The sequence below is a fragment of the Streptomyces sp. NPDC003284 genome, assembly GCF_053589675.1.
On record NZ_JBSFSI010000017.1, the window covers coordinates 72,261 to 89,583 of the forward strand.

At 72.8% G+C, this 17,323-nt stretch carries 15 protein-coding genes and 1 pseudogene; 7 read left to right on the plus strand and 9 right to left on the minus strand.

Translation table 11 applies throughout. The features are described 5' to 3' along the window. Positions 1-516 precede the first annotated feature (516 nt). On the plus strand, positions 517-3,891 hold the full coding sequence (locus ACWDYF_RS29015; RefSeq protein ID WP_389471606.1) for a trypsin-like serine protease: 3,375 nt from the start codon (positions 517-519) through the stop codon (positions 3,889-3,891). Positions 3,892-3,977: 86 nt separating this feature from the next. Here the strand turns inward: ACWDYF_RS29015 and ACWDYF_RS29020 are convergent, their stop codons facing one another. The 5 genes from ACWDYF_RS29020 to ACWDYF_RS29040 form a co-directional block, all read right to left on the minus strand. Beyond that, a complete protein-coding gene (locus tag ACWDYF_RS29020) occupies positions 3,978-5,015 on the minus strand; it encodes a hypothetical protein (RefSeq protein ID WP_389471609.1) in 1,038 nt (345 codons plus the stop codon). Positions 5,016-5,162: 147 nt separating this feature from the next. Next, positions 5,163-6,293, minus strand: a complete 1,131-nt coding sequence (locus ACWDYF_RS29025; RefSeq protein ID WP_451584311.1) for a CynX/NimT family MFS transporter — start codon at positions 6,291-6,293, stop codon at positions 5,163-5,165. Positions 6,294-6,445: 152 nt separating this feature from the next. Beyond that, a complete protein-coding gene (locus ACWDYF_RS29030; RefSeq protein WP_389471614.1) occupies positions 6,446-7,159 on the minus strand; it encodes a FadR/GntR family transcriptional regulator in 714 nt (237 codons plus the stop codon). Between the two features lie 111 nt (positions 7,160-7,270). Then, the gene (locus ACWDYF_RS29035) at positions 7,271-7,876 is read right to left on the minus strand and encodes a response regulator transcription factor (protein WP_389471617.1); all 606 of its coding nucleotides are present in this window, start codon (positions 7,874-7,876) and stop codon (positions 7,271-7,273) included. Next, entirely contained in the window at positions 7,873-9,180 is a 1,308-nt protein-coding gene (locus ACWDYF_RS29040; RefSeq protein ID WP_389471619.1) for a sensor histidine kinase, read from the minus strand. Before ACWDYF_RS29040 ends, ACWDYF_RS29035 begins: the two co-directional genes overlap by 4 nt. A gap of 197 nt (positions 9,181-9,377) precedes the next feature. On the opposite strand from ACWDYF_RS29040, the gene ACWDYF_RS29045 reads away from it, so the two are divergent. Together ACWDYF_RS29045 and ACWDYF_RS29050 are read left to right on the plus strand one after the other, a co-directional pair. Beyond that, entirely contained in the window at positions 9,378-9,857 is a 480-nt protein-coding gene (locus tag ACWDYF_RS29045; RefSeq protein WP_381738021.1) for a hypothetical protein, read from the plus strand. A 135-nt stretch (positions 9,858-9,992) separates the two neighbouring features. Beyond that, the gene (locus ACWDYF_RS29050) at positions 9,993-10,904 is read left to right on the plus strand and encodes an aldo/keto reductase (protein ID WP_389471622.1); all 912 of its coding nucleotides are present in this window, start codon (positions 9,993-9,995) and stop codon (positions 10,902-10,904) included. 76 nt (positions 10,905-10,980) lie between these two features. On the opposite strand, the gene ACWDYF_RS29055 is transcribed toward ACWDYF_RS29050, so the two are convergent. Then, a complete protein-coding gene (locus ACWDYF_RS29055) occupies positions 10,981-11,226 on the minus strand; it encodes a hypothetical protein (RefSeq protein ID WP_381738017.1) in 246 nt (81 codons plus the stop codon). A gap of 167 nt (positions 11,227-11,393) precedes the next feature. Continuing rightward, positions 11,394-12,104, minus strand: a complete 711-nt coding sequence (locus ACWDYF_RS29060) for a peptidylprolyl isomerase (RefSeq protein WP_389471625.1) — start codon at positions 12,102-12,104, stop codon at positions 11,394-11,396. A gap of 259 nt (positions 12,105-12,363) precedes the next feature. Between ACWDYF_RS29060 and ACWDYF_RS29065 the strand changes: the two genes are divergently transcribed. Continuing rightward, entirely contained in the window at positions 12,364-13,260 is an 897-nt protein-coding gene (locus ACWDYF_RS29065) for a LysR family transcriptional regulator (RefSeq protein WP_389471627.1), read from the plus strand. Between the two features lie 31 nt (positions 13,261-13,291). Here ACWDYF_RS29065 and ACWDYF_RS29070 read toward each other — a convergent pair whose 3' ends face one another. Next, positions 13,292-13,855, minus strand: coding sequence for an RICIN domain-containing protein (locus ACWDYF_RS29070; protein WP_381738013.1), 564 nt, complete (start codon positions 13,853-13,855; stop codon positions 13,292-13,294). A gap of 181 nt (positions 13,856-14,036) precedes the next feature. Further along, positions 14,037-14,364 (minus strand): annotated as a pseudogene (locus ACWDYF_RS29075) (metallophosphoesterase family protein); the annotation flags it as partial. A 28-nt stretch (positions 14,365-14,392) separates the two neighbouring features. On the opposite strand from ACWDYF_RS29075, the gene ACWDYF_RS29080 reads away from it, so the two are divergent. The 3 genes from ACWDYF_RS29080 to lysA all read left to right on the plus strand — a co-directional run bounded on the left by ACWDYF_RS29080 (position 14,393) and on the right by lysA (position 17,278). Then, positions 14,393-15,289 (plus strand): aminoglycoside phosphotransferase family protein, encoded by an 897-nt coding sequence (locus ACWDYF_RS29080; protein ID WP_389471630.1) that lies wholly within the window; start codon positions 14,393-14,395, stop codon positions 15,287-15,289. Positions 15,290-15,572: 283 nt separating this feature from the next. Next, complete coding sequence (locus ACWDYF_RS29085) at positions 15,573-15,929, plus strand: SAV_915 family protein (protein WP_381738009.1); 357 nt, start codon at positions 15,573-15,575, stop codon at positions 15,927-15,929. Between the two features lie 14 nt (positions 15,930-15,943). After that, the gene (gene lysA / locus ACWDYF_RS29090; protein ID WP_389471633.1) at positions 15,944-17,278 is read left to right on the plus strand and encodes a diaminopimelate decarboxylase; all 1,335 of its coding nucleotides are present in this window, start codon (positions 15,944-15,946) and stop codon (positions 17,276-17,278) included. The last annotated feature ends 45 nt before the right edge of the window (positions 17,279-17,323 follow it).

Consider the following 17,323-nt stretch of genomic DNA (forward strand, 5'->3'; position numbering starts at 1 on the left):
CCACCCCCAAGGGTTTTCCGTGACCCGTAAATGAACAGCCGCCGACAGGGCGGTTAAATGCGATCGCCACTGCCGCGGCAATTTCCGCCGACGCCCTCGCGCGGCGGAAAGAATCCCGAATAGTTCTTGTGCCGTATTTCCGTGCGCCGAGCATCTCCCGGCCGAGTCGGTCTGCTTCCGTTCCGGTGCGCATCACCCGAGGAAGCGATGAACACCCACCGCCTCGGATCCGCCCGACCGCTCACAGCGATATCCGCTTCCCCTGGTCCCCCTGGTCCCCCACAGCTCAGACCGAGCGGTCCTCGCGCCGCCGGTCCCGCCGAGTCGGGCGGAGTGAACTGACGGCCCGTTCAACGCTGTTGACAACCGGCCCACCGCACCCGCTCCCACCTGCGCGTTCACCCTGCGTACCGGCGCATTCTGTGAACGTCGTGGAACGTCCACGAGGGAGGTCCTGTGCGGCCCGCGGGTCACTAGCTTGGCGCGGTGTTTCCCCTCCCCCATCTTGGAGGCATCGTGTCACGATTGCCGATAGCGGCGCGGACGGCCGCGGCGGCGGCCTGTCTGGCCACCGTGGCCGCGCTGGCCGCGGCCGTACCCGCGGCGGCCGACCCACATCCCAGAACGTCGCTGGGAGCCGTCGGGGCGGCCCCGGCGGGCGCGCACCGGCTCGGTGCGACGGCGGGCGGCCGCACGCTCGACGTCGCGCTGTCGCTCAGACCGCACGACGAGGCCGGGCTCGACGCGTTCGTCGCGTCGGTCAGCGATCCGGCGTCACCGCACTACCGCCACTACCTCACCAGCGCGCAGTACAACGAGCGGTACGCGCCCCGGGCGTCCGACGTCGCCGGGGCGAGCGCCTTCCTGAAGTCCAACGGGCTGCGTGTCACGAGGGTTTCGGGCAACCGGCAGGTCATCGACGCGACCGGCACCGCCGAGCAGGTGCAGGCCGCGTTCGGCACGTCGATCGGCGATTACGCCGACGCCGCGGGCAGACATTTCTACGCGAGCGACAAGGCGCCTTCCGTGCCGTCCGCGCTCGCGTCCACCGTGCGGGCGGTGACCGGTCTGACCGACCGGCCGGTGGCGCACCGGGCGGGCGGCGGACCGGCCGGGCACAGCGGCCGGGCACCGGGCGCCACGCCCGCGCGCGGTCCCGCCGGTCCGGCCGGGCCCGCAGGCGGATACACACCGGCCCAGTTCCGTACCGCCTACGGCATGAAGAACCTGTCCGCGTCGTACAACGGCTCGGGGCAGACCGTCGGACTGATCGAGTTCGACGCGTTCAAGCAGTCCGACATCGACGCGTGGACGAAGTACTTCGGCCAGCCGTCGGTGGACGCGCGGGTCGTCCCGGTGAACGGCGGTGTCCGCAGCCCGGGGAGCGACCAGCTCGAAGTCACCCTGGACGTGGAGTCGGTGGCCGCGACGGCGCCGAACGCCGCCCAGATCGTGTACGAGGCGCCCAACTCGGACAACGCCTGGGTCGACGAGATGGCGAAGATCGCGAGCGACGACCAGATCACCGTGCTGTCCGGCTCCTGGCTCAACGGCGAGAAGTGCGAGTCGGCGCCCATCCAGGCGTCGCACGACTCGTACACCCAGATGGTCGCGCAGGGGGTCACCCTGCTGTCGGCCTCCGGTGACTGGGGGGCGACCGGCTGCGGCTACCAGGGCGACAACTCCACGGTGCAGGCCGACTATCCGCCGAGCGACCCGCTGTTCACCGGGGTCGGCGGAACGCAGCTGCGGACCAGCGACAGCGCCGGGACGTACCGGTCGGAATCCTGCTGGAACCAGGGCGGCTCCGGCAACACCCGCTCCGGCGGCGGCTATTCGCAGATCTTCGCCAGACCCGACTGGCAGCCCGGGACCAATAGGTACCGGTCGGTGCCCGATGTGGCGCTCGACGCGGACTACGGCGCCGGTGCCGTGTCGGTCTATCTGAACGGCGGCTGGCAGGACGTCGGCGGGACCAGCGCCTCGGCGCCGCTGTGGGCCGGTTACATCGCCATGGTCAACCAGAAGGCCGGGGCCGCGGGCAAGGGCAACCTCGGCGCGATGAACCCGACGGTCTACGCCGTCGCGCAGTCGTCCCGGTACGGCTCGGCGTTCCACGACGTCACCACGGGCGACAACGGCACGTACCAGGCGGGCACCGGCTACGACCTGTGCACCGGCTGGGGCTCGATGCAGGGCGACAACCTCGCCGACCCGCTGATCGACGGCGCGGCCCCGCCCGCGGCCGACGACTTCTCGATCAGCGCCGGTCCGCAGTCGGTGAGCGTCGACCCGGGCACGTCGGTGACCACCACGATCAGCACCGAGGTCGTCAAGGGCAGCGCGCGGTCCGTGGCGCTGTCGGCGTCCGGGCTGCCCGCGGGGGTGAGCGCGAGCTTCGACCCGGCGTCGGTGACGGCGGGCGGCTCGTCCACGCTGACCCTGACCGCGGCGTCCTCGGCGTCGCCCGGACGGAGCGACGTCACCGTGACCGGCAGGAGCGCCGACACGACCCACGGCACCCCGGTGTCGCTGACCGTCAACGGCTCCGGGCAGGGCGATTTCTCCCTCGGCGTGAGTCCGGGTGCGGCGACGGTGACCGCCGGGCAGTCGGCGAGCGCGACCGTGAGCACTGCGGCCGCGCCGCGGGCGGTCCGTCACCCGGCGGCCGGAACGACCGACGGCACCACGGCAACCCGCCGCGTCGGCCCGGCGGTCGTGGGCGGCAGCCCGACCACGGTCGACGCGTACCCGTTCATGATCTCGATGCGCAGGAACGGCAGTTCCTTCCCCGGGCAGCAGTCGTGCAGCATGGCGCTCACCGGTCCGCACACCGTCGTCGGCGCGGCGCACTGCTGGCTGGAGAACTCCGGCGACAAGTGGTTCGTGTACGGGGCGACCCACCTGAACGACACCGGATTCCGCGCCGACATCAAGAGCGTGTGGACCGACCCGGACTACCAGGGCTGGCAGACCGGCCACGACGTCGCCGTCTTCACCCTGGCGCAGGACGTCCCGGTGCCGTCCGGCACGGTCTACCCGACGATCGCGACGAACACCTCGGTCGACGCCCCCGGCACGATGGGCAAGGGCATCGGCTGGGGCAGGACCGGCGCCGGTACGTACTCCGACGTGCTCCGCACCGTCGACCTGCCGGTGGCCGCGGATTCGGCGTGCGCGCGGCAGCCGGTACTGTCGTCGAACTGGAAGGGCGACGGGTCGATGCTGTGCACCGGCTACGCGGACGGCCACGCGGGTGTGTGCGTCGGCGACAGCGGAAGCCCGTTCCTCGAAGGCAACCAGATCGCCGGGTTCTTCTCCTGGATGTCCACCAACTGCGACACGTACGGCGTGTACACACGTGTGACGACGTACGCCGACGAGATCAAGGCCCATCTGCCGGGCGGCACACCGCCCTCGGGGGACATCGCGCTGTCGGTGAGCGGTCTGCCCTCGGGCGCGACCGCGAGCTTCGATCCGTCGTCGGTGAGCGCGGGCGGCTCGTCCACGCTGACGGTCGCCACGAGCGCGTCGACGCCCGCGGGGACGTACGAGCTGACGGTCGGCGGCAGGAACGCGACGGCCGGCCATGACGCCGCGTTCACGCTGACGGTCCGGGGCGGAACCCCGGCGGCGGTCACGGTGCAGGACCCCGGCTTCCAGTTCACCCAGCACGGGACCGCGGTCGGTCTGCATCTGCGCGCGAGCGGCGGGAGCGGGACGTACACCTGGTCGGCGACGGGTCTGCCGCCGGGGCTCTCGGTCGACAGCCGCACCGGGGTGGTCAGCGGCACCGCGTCGCAGGCGTCGAAGGTCTTCGACGTGACGGTGACGGCCACCGACAGCGGCGGCCGGAGCGGGAAGGCGGGGTTCAGCTGGTACGTGTACTGACCGGTTCGTGTACGGAGGGGTAACCGGGGGCTGCCCTGACCTCCGCGTGGTGTGAGGGGCCGACCGGTGGTTCGCCGAGCCGCCGGTCAGTCCCATTCCCAGGACATGCCGACGATGCCGGGACCGCTGTCGGTGATCACCAGGTGCGCGGTGCCCGACGGCCCGATCCACAGCGGGGCGCCGACGTGCCGGGGCGCGTGCACACCGGCCTGCCGGAACGGCACGCAGCTCACCGGAAGCCGCCCGGAGAACTCGGTCTGAAGGACGTACTGCCGGATCGGCCGGGTGAACCGGTGGTGGTAGAAGGTGAGTTCGGGTCCGGGCGGAAAGTGCGAGGTGAACTCCACGACGCTCCGCTCGCCGGCGGCGAGGCGCTGTTCCAGGAGCAGTTCGCACACCGTGGCGCCGGTCGCGTCGTCGGCCCGTACCCGGCCCACCCGGCAGTACTTGACGTCGGACGGGACGGCGGCGGCCGAGTCCTCGGCCCAGAGCAGGACCACACAGCGGTCGACGCGGTCGGCCGACGCCTCGAACACCATCCGGGTGCGCAGGCTCGACAGCCGGTGGTCCTCCCCCACCAGGACGTGCTCGTGCACATCGAGTTTCCTGATCCGGTCGTCGGGCAGCGCGCCCATCGCGGCGAGCAGCGGCCGGTGGGCGGGCCACAGCCGACGCCGGTCGATCGCGTCCGGCTCGGCCTTGCGGCACCGCCCGCGCGGCCGCGGCGGCCCGAGCCGCGAGACCAGCGACGCGGCGGGCAGACCGAGGACGGCCTCCAGACCGCGGACGGCGCGCAGCGACTCCGCGCGCTCGGGACGGCTGCGGCCGTGCCGCCAGTAGCTGAGTGCGGCGCGGCTGACCCGGACGCCCTGCGCGGCGAGGTGGTGCTGCACGCGTTCCAGGCTCAGACCGCGGTGGTTGAGCGCGTAGTCGAGCACCTGGGCGAAGGTGCCGTCCCGCAGGAGCCGCCGCAGCTCACGGTCGACCGGCCGGTCCCCGGGAGCGCCCGGGTGGGCGAGCACGGGCGAACCGGCCGGTCCCGCCGGACCGGGGGCCGGCGGGTGGCCCGTACGGTCGCTGTCCGGCGACCGGCCGGGGGGAACCGAGGGCGAACCGCTCGCCATCGCGTGCCTCCCTCCGCCCCTGACGGCATCCGGTCCACTATCGGCGCCTCCCCGTCAAAGGTCCAGAGCGAGGTCCGCACCGGACGGTACGGGCGGGGCCCGCCGAGCGGGCCGGTCCGCCTCCCCCTCCGGCGCGGACCGGCCGTCTCAGTGCGCGGGCTGATGCAGGTGGCGGTCCTGTCCCGCACCGTGTCCGGCGACCGCCGTGGCGAGGCCGAGGACGGCCAGGACGACAAGCGGAAGCGTCCAACTGTGCGTGGTGTCGTGCAGGATGCCCAGGAGCAGGGGCCCGGCCGCCGCCACGAGGTAGCCGATGGACTGTGCCATGCCCGCCAGCGCGGCGGCCTCGCCGGAGCTGCCGGCGCGCTGGCTCTGGAAGGTCAGCGCGAGGACGAGGCACGCTCCGCCGCCGAGTCCGAGCAGGGCGCACGCCAGGACGGACAGCGCGGGGGCGGCGACCAGTACGGTGAAGCCGCCCGCCACCAGGACCGAGGCCCCGGCCGCGGTCCAGCGCTGGTCGTGGCGGCCGCGGGTGAGCAGGGGCAGGAGACTGCTGGCCGCCAGGGACACCACCTGGTAGAAGAAGAGCATCCATCCGGCCGTGGTGCTGCTCGTGCCGCGGTCGATCAGGATGCTGGGCAGCCAGGCGACGGCGGTGTAGAAGGCCAGGGACTGAAGGCCCATGAAGAAGGTGACCTGCCAGGCCAGCCGCGACCGCCAGGGCACCGGGCTGTGCGCCGCGCCGCCGGTCTCCTGCGGCTTGTCACCCCGGATCCGGGGCAGCCAGGCGAGGAACGCCGCGACGGTGAAGACGACGCCCCAGGCCAGCGCGGTGCGCCAGGAGCCCGGCACACTGTGGGCCAGCGGCGCGGAGACGCCGGAGGACACCGCGGCCATGAGGCCCATGACGGTCACGTAGAGCGCGCTGACGCCCTGGATACGGTGTGCGGGCACGCTCCGCCTGATCAGAGCGGGCAGCAGTACGTTGCCGAACGCGATGGCCGCGGAGAGGATCACCGTCCCGGCGAACAGGCAGACGACGGAGGGAAGGGAGCGGACCACCGTCCCGACGGCCAGCACGCCGAGCGCCGCCACCAGCAGGCGCGCGCTCCCGAACCGGTGGGACGCTCGGGCGACCAGGGGCGACGTCGCGGCGAACGTCAGCAGCGGGAGGGTGCTCAGCAGGCCGCCCCAGCTCGCCGTCAGACCGCTGCCGTGCTCGATCTCCGGCAGCAGAGCGCCGACGCCGGTGAGGGTGGTGCGCAGGTTCGCCGCCACGAGACAGACGGCGACGAGGAGTCCCACCGACACGGCGGGCCGGGCGGAACCGGACGCGGCCGGTCCGGACGCCGACGATCCGGACGCCGACGATCCGGACGCCGACGATCCGGGGGCGGAATGCTGACGGGACGTCGATGCCGGACGTGTGCTCACCGGTCCTCCTCCGCTGCTCGTGTCGTGCTGGTCCCGTGGTCATGGGTGAGCCGGACGATCGCGGCCGCCGCGTCGCGGGCACCGCCCTGGTCCCGGGCCTCGATCGCGTCGACGAGCCGCCGGTGCAGACGGGCGTGCTCCCCGGCGTGCGCCGCGTCCCAGGGCAGACCTCCCAGGGACGAGGTGAGCGCCGTGCCGAGGTAGTCGTACACCTCGATCAGCAGGTCGTTCCCGCTCGCCCGGACCACGGCCCGGTGGAAGAGCGCGTCGACGCCCGTGGCCGCGGCGGTGTCCTCACCGGCGCAGGCCGCGTCGGCGTCGGCCAGCAGCTCCCGCAGCTGCTGCAACTGGCTCTCGCTGCGGCGCAGGGCCGCGGTCCCCGAGGCGTACTCCTCCAGGACGGTCCGCAGCTCCAGTACGTTGTCCCGCTGCGCGGAACTCGCCCGCCGCACCATGACCGACTGGAGTTCGCTGGCGGAGCGGACATAGGTGCCGTCACCGGCCCGGGGCTCCAGCAGGCCCAGGTGCACCAGCGCGCCGATCGCCTCCCGCAGCGTGCTGCGTCCGACCCCCAGCTCCTCGATGAGGGCCTGCTCCGGGGGGATCCGCGTCCCCACCGGCCAGCCGCCGGACTCGATGTGCGAGCGGAGACTGTCCACGAGCTGAGCGGACAGGCTGGCCGTCCGCCGCGGTGCGCTGATGCGTTTCATGGGAACACCGTACACAAACATCAGACGTTTGAACATCGCAGGTTATGGCCGGTCGTGCCCATGGCGCCGCCGGGCAGCGAGCCCGGGTGTGTCACTCCACGAGGGCGGCGGTCACAGCCAGCCGCTCTCCTCCGCGAGCCGGGCCGCCTCGGCGCGGGTACGGGCCTGCGTCTTGCCGATCGCCGACGACAGGTGGTTGCGCACGGTGCCCTGGGACAGCCGCAGCACTCGGGCGATGTCGGCCACGGTGCCGCCCTCGGCGGCGGCGCGCAGCACGTCCGCCTCGCGTCCGGTCAGCGGGCTCGCGCCGCCGGCCAGCGCTTCCGCGGCGAGGGCCGGATCCACGAAGCGCAGTCCGGCGTGGACGCGACGGATCGCGTCGACCAATTGTTCGGGCGGGGAGTCCTTCACGACGTATCCGGCGGCGCCCGCGGACATCGCCCGCGCGAGGTAGCCGGGCCGGCTGAAGGTCGTGCAGATGACGGTGCGGCAGCCGGGCAGCGCCCGCCGGAGGTCGGCGGCGACGGTCAGCCCGTCCCGGCCGGGCATCTGCACATCGAGCAGCGCGATGTCGGGCGCGGTCCGCTGCGCGGCGGCCAGCACCTCGGTGCCGGTGCCGATCTCGGCGACCACGTCGAGGTCGGGTTCGAGCCGCAGCACGGCCGCCAGGGCGCCGCGTACGAGTGCCTGGTCGTCGGCCAGCAGGACACGGATCATGTGGGCTCGTCTCCTGCCGGGTCGGTTCCCGTCGGCCCGGTTCCCGGCCGCTCGGTCTTCTCTGAAGGCCCCGGAGGCCCCGGAGGCCGCGGAGGCCGCGGTGGCGCGGGACGGAGCGCCGGGTCCGGCCCGCGGGCGACGACCCGGAACCCGCCGCCGGGGGCGGGCCCGTGTCCGAGGGTGCCCGACACGGCGGCCATGCGTTCGGTGAGTCCGGTGAGTCCGTTCCCGGCGGCCGCATCGCCGGTCGGGCTGCCGTCGTCGGTGACCTCGACCCAGTCGGGCCCCACCCGGACCGTGCACCGTTCGGCGTCGGAGTGTCGCAGCACGTTGGTCACCGCCTCCCGCACGACGTAGCCGAACACCTCGCGCAGTTCGGGGCGCACGGCATCGGTCGCGGCGGGCAGGTCGGCCCGTACTCCGGCGGCCCGCAGGGCCAGGCGGGCGCCCGCGAGTTCGCTGTCCAGCGACAGGGTGCGGTAGCCGGAGATGGTGGCGCGCACGTCGGACAGCGCCGTGCGCGCCATGGTCTCCAGCTCGGTGACCTGGCCGACGGCGAGGGCCACGTCTCCGGTGGACTCCAGGATGCGCCGGGTCAGCCCCAGTTTGACGGTCATCGTGGAGAGGCTGTGGCCGAGGACGTCGTGCATGTCCCGGGCGACCCGTTCCCGCTCCTCGTTCACGGCCAGCCGCCTCACCTGCTCGCGCGCGGCGCGCAGATGGCCGATCGTGAAGTTGAGCGCGAAGACGGTGCCGAGTGCCGCGGTCACGCCGACGAGGATGGCCACCTGCGCCCACGCCACCCCGCCCTGCGCGAGCCGCATCCAGAGGATCTGCCCCAGCACCGTGCCGAGGCCGAGGAGCAGGGCGTGGCGCAGCGGCAGCAGCATGAGCCCGATCGCGAGGGCGTACGTCAGATCGGTCAGGTGGTACGGCGACGCCAGGAGCACCGCCGGTGCCGCCCCGAGCAGGAACATCACGGCCACGATGGCGACGCGCCCGCGCCGCAGCGCCATCGGCCCGTACCAGGACGCGGGCAGGCAGCCGACGCCGTAACAGACGACGAGGCCGATCGCGAGCCAGGTGAGCGGGGCGGGACCGGTGCCGTGCGCGATGTCCACGGCCCGTGCGATCAGCGCGAGGGAAGCCAGCGCCGTCGCCGCGGCGACGACCACGCGCCCCCGGTTCCTGCCCCGGCCCCGGCCGTACGCCTCGGGACCGTCCGGCTGTTCCTTCCAGAAACTCCAGTCGGGCCACCGGTCGGCGGAGAACTCGTCCGGATCGCGTGCGCCCACGTCGAGCATGCTACGCCCGGCCGCCGCGGGGGCACCGGAGCGGCGGCCCGGTGAGTGCCGCATGAGTCGCACGAGTCACATGAGTCACATGAACCATGTGGGAAAGCGTGCCCCGCCCGGGACCGGCGCACCCGCCCGGGTTGTCACCGGGTCATGCATGACAAATGGCATGGGTGCGACCGGCGGGCCGGTGGTGCAGTGGAGACATGCTGCACGCGAAGAGGATCCATGTCCCGGCCCAGGAGTACGAGCTCACCGAGGACGGCCGGGCGCTGACGACGTTCTCGTTGCGCGGAGGCCGCGTCGGCGCGCGGTTCACCCTGCGCGGCGTCGGCCATCTCGTCCGCGTTCACCGCTTCAGCGGTGTCTGCGAACTGCTCGACGCCGACGGGAACACCGTCGCGACCACGGACCGGGTGCGCCGCAGCTGGAACCTCACGTCCTTGGGACGGGTCGTCGCGTTCCGGCAGACCGCGGCGGCCGGCCGGGAGTACACCATGCTCGGCGGCGACGGTGAGCCCGCCGGCACCATCCGCCGCACCGGACACCTCCACACCGAGGCGACCGCCGACCTGCCGGGCCTCGACCCCCTGCTCCAGGTCTTCGCACTCGTCGTCGTCCTGCTGCGCGGGCGGCGCAAGCGGGCCGCGGCAGCGGTCCGGACCGCCTCCCTCGCGGGCGGCTGACGCCCACCTCTCCCCCAATTCCCGCTGTCGCAGCGCCACTTGGACCGAAGCGCCGGTGCTGCGCCCGTACATCTCCCCGCACCGCCATCAGTACAGTGTTCGCACGCCGTTCACAGAGTTCGACAAGGAGTGCCCATGGCCGAGGACCAGCCTCTCGGGGACCGCGTCAACCACGCGTCCGGGACCATCGAGATCGCCGGAAAGACCGTCCACAGGCTCGGCTTCGGGGCCATGCGCCTGGTCGGGCCCGGCGTCTGGGGGGAACCGGCCAGCCGTGACGCCTCGGTGCGGCTCCTGCGGCGCGCGGTCGAGCTGGGCGTCGACTTCATCGACACCGCCAGCGTCTACGGGCCGCACATCAGCGAGGAGATCATCCGCGAGGCGCTGCACCCCTTTCCGGAGCACCTGCTGATCACGACCAAGGGCGGTCAGACACAGTCGGGTCCGGGTTCCTACGCCGTCCTCGGGCGTCCGGAGTACCTGCGGCAGGAGTGTGTGCTGAGCATGCGCCGGCTGGGCGTCGATCACATCGACCTCTACCAGCTGCACCAGGTCGACCCTCTGGTGCCGTTCGAGGACCAGATCGGTGAGCTGAAGAGGCTGAAGGAGGAGGGGAAGATCGGCGCGATCGGGCTCAACGAGGTGACGGTGGAGCAGATCACCGCCGCCCGGGAGATCGTCGAGATCGCCTCTGTGCAGAACCAGTACAGCATCACGGAACGCAAGCACGAGGACGTACTCGACCTCTGCACGCGCGAGGGGCTTCCGTTCATCGCCTGGTTCCCGCTCGACATCGGCGCCCTGGCCCGGCCGGACAGTCCGCTCGGCGGCCTCGCCAAGCGGATCGGCGCCACACCGGCCCAGATCGCGCTCGCCTGGCTGCTCGCTCGGGCCGAGAACATGGTGCCGATTCCCGGTACGGCGTCCCTGAGCCACCTGGAGGAGAACATCGCTGCGGCGGCGGTACGGCTGGACCCGGCCCAGATCACGGAGTTGAACGCGCTGGCCGGTGGACGGCACACGGAGGAGACCCTCCGGCAGCGGTGACATCGCGTGCCGTCGGGGCGGGCAGGGCGCGCGAGCCGGGGCGTGCCCTGCCCGCCCCTCCTCCCAGGGCGCTGGCTCAGCCGCGGCGGCGGGCCAGGAGCGTCGTCCCGGCGACCACACAACCGATGGCCAGGATCTTGCCGGCCCCGTAGTAGCGGGACCAGTCGTCGTCCGCGTCGGCTCCGCGCAGCACCAGCCAGAGCAGCAGCCCCGCCCCGCACACCGCGAGGACCGCACCTCCGACCGGCCCGAGCCCGGCCCACCAGGGGCCGTCTCCGTCGGACGCGGACCCGGTGTCCCGGTCTCGCTCGCGGTCACTCACCTTGCGTCCCCTCCCAGACCATGATCTACAACAGGAGAGACGCACCCCGTCCCCGAGGAGTTCCACGAGCCGCTTCCCGAACTCCTCGGGGCTGCCCGGCCCGCTCCCGGTCATGCCGAGACGGTGAGCGTGACTTCTGTCCGCTGCCGGGCGGGACCGGGCACGGGCTAGCTTGTCCGGCAGGACGGCCGGACGCTGAGCAGTTCGCTGCGCAGCACGGGTGTGCCGTCGACAGGCGCCGGGTCCTCGGCAGTCGGTTCGATGCCACCGGCGGCGATCTTGTCGAGCGTCTTCAGACCGGCGGCACCGACCGTGCCGAACACCGTGTAGTCCGGTCGCAGCACGGAGTCGCCGTAGACGACGAAGAACTGCGAACCGTTCGTGTTCGGACCGGCGTTGGCCATCGCCAGCAAGCCGCGCCCGTAGACGCGGCGGACACCGGTCGGATCGCTCGGTGCCTGCGGCAGGTCCACCGGCAGCTCGTCCTTGTACTTGTACCCCGGGCCGCCCTCGCCGGTGCCGGTCGGGTCGCCGCACTGAAGGACCTTCAGCGTCGGATACGCCGTCAGCCGATGGCACACCGTACGGTCGAAGAACCGGTGCCGCGCCAGGTGCGTGAAGCTCTGCACCGTGCACGGCGCCTTCGCCCGGTCCAGCCGCAGCGGGAGCGGGCCCTGAGTGGTCCGGACAGCCGTGTCGACGGTGCCGCGGCTCGGGGTGCGCCGCGGATCGGGCGGCAGGGGAACCGGCCGCGCCGCCGGTTCGTCCGGCGTCCGGGTGTACTGGCAAGGACCGTGCGTGGTCCGCGGCGGGGCATCGGAGGCGGAGGCGATACCGCCCCCGGACACGACCAGCGCTGCTGCCGCCAACGCGGTCATGAGAGTTCGGCCCATCCTGCACGCCCTCCAGAAGATCGCCGGATTTCGGAGCGGTCGAAGTCTAGGGCGCGTGCCGACCGGCGAGAACCCTCCCGCAAGCCACATCCGCCCTCCCGGCCTTCGGCCTTCGGTCGGCGGCCGCTGCTGCCGGTGGGTCCGTGTACAGTGCGCGTCGCCGATCGCGACGGGCGGTGCCCCGCGGGGCCTCGCGGCTCGGCACGGGGAGCACGGGGAGAAGGACGACGGGGGGGCGTCGGCGGTGGAGTTGCGGGACATCGAGATCTTCTTGGTGCTGGCGGAGGAGTTGCATTTCGGGCGGGCCGCCGAGCGGCTGTACGTGTCGCAGGCACGGGTCAGTCAGGCCATCGCCAAACAGGAGCGGCAGCTCAACGCCGTGCTCTTCGACCGGGGGAACCGGCGAGACGTACGACTCACGGCCGTGGGCCGGCAGTTGCGCGACGATCTGCTGCCGGTGCACGCGAGCATGCGCGAGAGCCTGGAGCGTGCGCGGGTCGCCGCGCGCAGAGTCGGCAATTCCCTGAGCGTGGGCATGATCCCGGGGAACGTGCACCATCTGCGGGGCTACTGGCAGGAGTTCCGCTCCCGGCATCCGGAGGTGAACCTGCGGTTCCGGCACGCCCCCTTCACCGACCCCTTCGGCGCGCTCCGGAAGGGGGAGTTGGACGTCCTGGTCACCTGGCTGCCGGTCGTGGAGGACGACCTCACGGTCGGTCCCGTCCTTTTCGTGGACGACCGGGCCGTGGCGGTGTCCTGCGATCACCGGCTGGCCGCCCGGGGCAAGGTCTCGGTCGAGACGCTGGCCGACTTCCCGGTCACCAGCGCGCAGATGCCCCTCTACTGGGGCGAGACCATCGTCCCCTCGCACACCCCCGCCGGGCGGCTCATCGAACGCGGGCCGCTGGTCACCGACATGGGGCAACTGCTCTCCCTGATCAGCCACGGCGAGGTCTTCCACCTCTTCCCGGCCCACTCCGTGCCCTACTGGTCCCGTCCGGACCTCACCTGGCTCCCCGCGGACGGCCTGCCCTCACTGACCTTCGCCATGGTGTGGCGCACCGAGACGGAGGGCGACGCCATACGCTCCCTGGCCCAGGTCGCCTCCGACCTGGGCCGACTCCCCGCGGCACCGCGCTGACGCCCGCGGCACACCGCGTGCGGGGTCCGGCTCAGCCGGGCAGAACACGGTCGTCGTACCACCACTGGTCCGCGTAACTCTGCACGGTGCAGGAGTACTGGAACGCAGGGCTTCCGTTCTGGGCGCCCTGAATCACCACGCACTTGCCGCTGTTGCGGTTCGACAGGCCCTTGAGGTAAGAAGCCGCGCCCGAACCGAGGATCACCGCGTGGTCGTAGTTCCACTCCTGGTTGCGGTTCCCGGTGCAGTCCCACTGGCGGGCGGGGGCGCCGTTGTCGGTGCGCCAGTCGGCGATCTCCAGGCACTTGCCGCTGTTCTTGTTCACGAGGGTGGTGCCGATGCCACTGCTGTCGGTGACGTACCACAACTGGTTGTCGCCGCCGGTGCAGTCCCACTGGCGGGCCGGGGCGCCGTTGTCGGTGCGCCAGTCGGCGATCTCCAGGCACTTGCCGCTGTTGTAGTTGGTGATCCTGATCGCGTCGGCCGGTGTCGGCGGCAGCACACCGGCCGACGCGGGCGCGGCTCCGGCGAGCAGTCCGGTTCCGGCGAGCCCGGCCGTCGCGGCCGCCGCTGCCACGGTCTTGCGGAAGAACATGTTTCCCCTTCGGTCGCGGACCGCGGAGCGGTCCCGCTGTGGTGCGTGCGGCGCGACCGCGGGTCTCCAGGACCGGCCGGGCACGCCGTGATCAACCCTCTCCGAGCGACGGGAGCGGATCAACGCCGGTTTCGCACGGTCTGCGATCACTCATGCTTATGACGCGGCGACGCCCACCAGCGAGCCGGCCGTGGACGAGGCGGACGAACGGCATGTGCGTATGTCCGCAGACCACCGTGCGGACCTCGGGTTCGAGCCCGCCGAAGACCTCTCGCCAGCGGTCGGGACGTGAGTCCACCGGGACGGCCTCTTCGTCGTCCCGGTGGGGTGGCGTGGCAGAACAGCACCTTGCCCAGGCCACACACGGGCAGAGTGAGTGAGCGGGGCAGCCGGCCGGGCAGGTCGAGGTGGTCCTCGCGCAGAGCGTGTACTTCTGGTTCGGCGAGCACGGCCTCCAGGGCCGGCCGGACTCCATGGATGTCGGACAGGACGGCCACTCGGCTCGGCATGATCACCGCCCCGGTACTGTGTCTGCACATGAGCGGCACGGAGACCGAGATCACCGCGGACCTGGTTCGCGACCTGCTGCGGGAGCAGCATCCGGACCTCGCCGGGCTGGCCGTCCGTGAGGTGCCGGGCGGCTGGGGCAACCAGATGTGGCGTCTCGGCGACGATCTGGCCGTACGGATGCAGCGCATGGACCCCACTCCGGAGCTTCAGCTGAAGGAGCGGCGGTGGCTGCCCGTGCTGGCTCCCCGCCTGCCACTCCCGGTGCCGACGCCGGTGCGGTCCGGCGCACCGTCCGAGCGCTTCCCCAAGCACTGGACCGTGATGACATGGGTTCCCGGCGAGCCGCTGGACCACGGTTCGATCAGCCGCGGCGTCCACGCGGCCGACACGCTGGCTGCCTTCCTCCGGGCGCTCCATCTGGAGGCGCCCGCGGACGCCCCGGTCGCCGCGGACCGCGGTGCCCATCCCCGGAACTGCGCTGACGGCTTCGACCGGCTCTTCCAGGCGGTTGTCCTCGACGGCACCGGCGACGGCGTACGGGCCGTCTGGGACGACGCGGTCGCGGCCGGGGCGTGGGAGGGGCGGCCGGTGTGGGTGCACGGCGACCTCCATCCCGCGAACGTCGTCGTCTCGGACGGCACGCTCGCGGGCGTCGTCGACTTCGGTGACCTGTCCGCCGGCGATCCGGCGTGGGACCTCGCCGCCGCCTGGGTGCTGCTGCCGTCGGGCGCGGCCTCACGGTTCTTCGACGCCTACGCGCACGCGGACGAGGCAGCGGTCCGGCGCGCCCGCGGGCTGGCCGCGATGAAGAGCCTCTTCCTGATGCTCATGGGCCAGAACGGAGACCGGGGTCTTCCCGGCGGCAAGCCGCACTGGGGGCCCTTGGGCCGGGCGGCACTCGGCCGTGTCCTGGAGGGCGTCTGACGCAGACGGCGTAGCGGGCCACGCCCTCCGCCAGGCCGCACATCCGCACACCCCCACATCCGCACACCTCCGCATCCCCATATCGGTGCATCCGTGCATCCGTGCATCCGCGCATGAACCTCCCGAGGCGGCGCGTCATCATCGCGTCAAGGTCCCCCCGGTCCCGGTCAACATCTCGTCAGGGGCGGCCGGAACCGGGCGCGGGCGGGCATAGCTTCGATGGCGTGCCCCGGGCAGCCTCCCCGCGTCCGGGGCCTCTCAGCTCCCTTTCCGGAGGCATTCCATGGAAGAACTCCTGTCCGCCGAGGACCCCGAGCCGTCCGATCGGTCCCCGGCCGGTCCGCTGTACGTCCCGGTCCGGCCGGGCCCCCGCGGTTGCGCGGCCCGCCTCTTCCGCACCCCGCTCGGCGACCGCACGGCCGTCGGCTTCACCTCCGAGCGCAGGCTCGCCGCCACGCTCGGCGCCGGTCAGGCCTGGATCCGCCTCGCCGAGCCCGCGCTGCGCGCACTGGCCGCCCCGCTCGGCGCCGCCACCGTCACCGTCGACCCGCTGTTCACGGCCCCGCCCCCGGGCATGTCCGGCCCGGCGCCGGCCGTCCTGGAAGCGGCACTGGCCGCCCCGGCCCAGCGCGTCGGCTGAGAGGAGAGCAGGCGATGACCACCGTTCACGAACCCGCCCTCCCCGAGGCCCCCGCCGCACTGCGGGTGTGGCCCGCCTCGACCACCACGCCGCGCCCCGGCGAGCTGGCCGTGGGCGGCGTACCGCTCGCGGAGATCGCCGACCGCTTCGGCACGCCCGTCTACGTCCTCGACGAGGCCGAGGTGCGGCACCGCTGCCGGACCTACCGGGACGCCTTCCCGGACGCCGAAGTCCTCTACGCCGCCAAGGCGTTCCTGTGCCGGGCCATGGTCCGCTGGATGGACGAGGAGGGCCTCGGTCTCGACGTCTGCTCGGCCGGTGAGCTGGAGCTCGCCGTCACCGCGGGCTTCCCGCCGGAGCGGATGGTGCTCCACGGCAACGCCAAGTCCCCGCGGGACCTGGAGACGGCTCTGCGGCTGGGCGTGGGCCGTATCGTCATCGACAGCCCCTCGGAGATCGCCCGGCTGGCCGCCGCGGTGGGTCCGAGCGGCAGCCAGAAGGTCATGGTGCGGGTGGTGCCCGGCATCAGCGCGGGCGGCCACGAGAAGATCCGCACCGGCACGGACGACCAGAAGTTCGGACTGTCCATCGCGGACGGCTACGCCCAGCACGCCATCGCGCGCGTCCTCGGCCAGCCCCAGCTCCGCCTCACCGGCCTGCACTGCCACCTGGGCTCGCAGATCACCAGCGTCAAGCCGTATCTCGCCGCCGTCCGCCGCATGGTCGGTCTGATGGCCCGGCTGCACGAACAGCACGGCCTGGTCCTGCCCGAACTCGACCTCGGCGGCGGACACGCCATCGCCTACCGGCCCGGCGACGACGCCCTCGACCTGACGTCCCTGGCACGCAAGGTCCGCACCGAACTCGCCGACGCGTGCGCCTCGGCCGGGCTCCCCGTCCCCCGGCTGGTCATCGAACCGGGCCGGGCGATCGCCGGTCCCGCCGGAGTCGCCCTGTACCGCGTCCTGGCCGTGAAGCACTCGGGCGGGAAGGTGTTCGTGGCCGTGGACGGCGGCATGAGCGACAACCCCCGGCCCGCCCTGTACGGCGTCCGCTACGCACCACGCCTGACCGGCCGGAACAGCACCGCGGCCCCGGCGCGGGTCACCGTGGTGGGGCGGCACTGCGAGGCGGGCGACATCGTGGCCTCCGACACCGAACTCCCCGCCGACGTCCGCCCCGGCGACCTCCTCGCGGTCCCCGCGGCCGGCGCCTACCACCTGTCCATGGCCTCCGGCTACAACCTGGTCGGCCGCCCGCCCGTGGTCGCCGTACGCGACGGCCTCGCCCGGCTGCTGGTCCGCCGGGAGTCCATCGAGGACATCCGCAGCCGGGACGTGGGCCTGTGACCACGGCCGCGAAGCGGCGGCGGGACCCGCCACCGCACCGTGCCC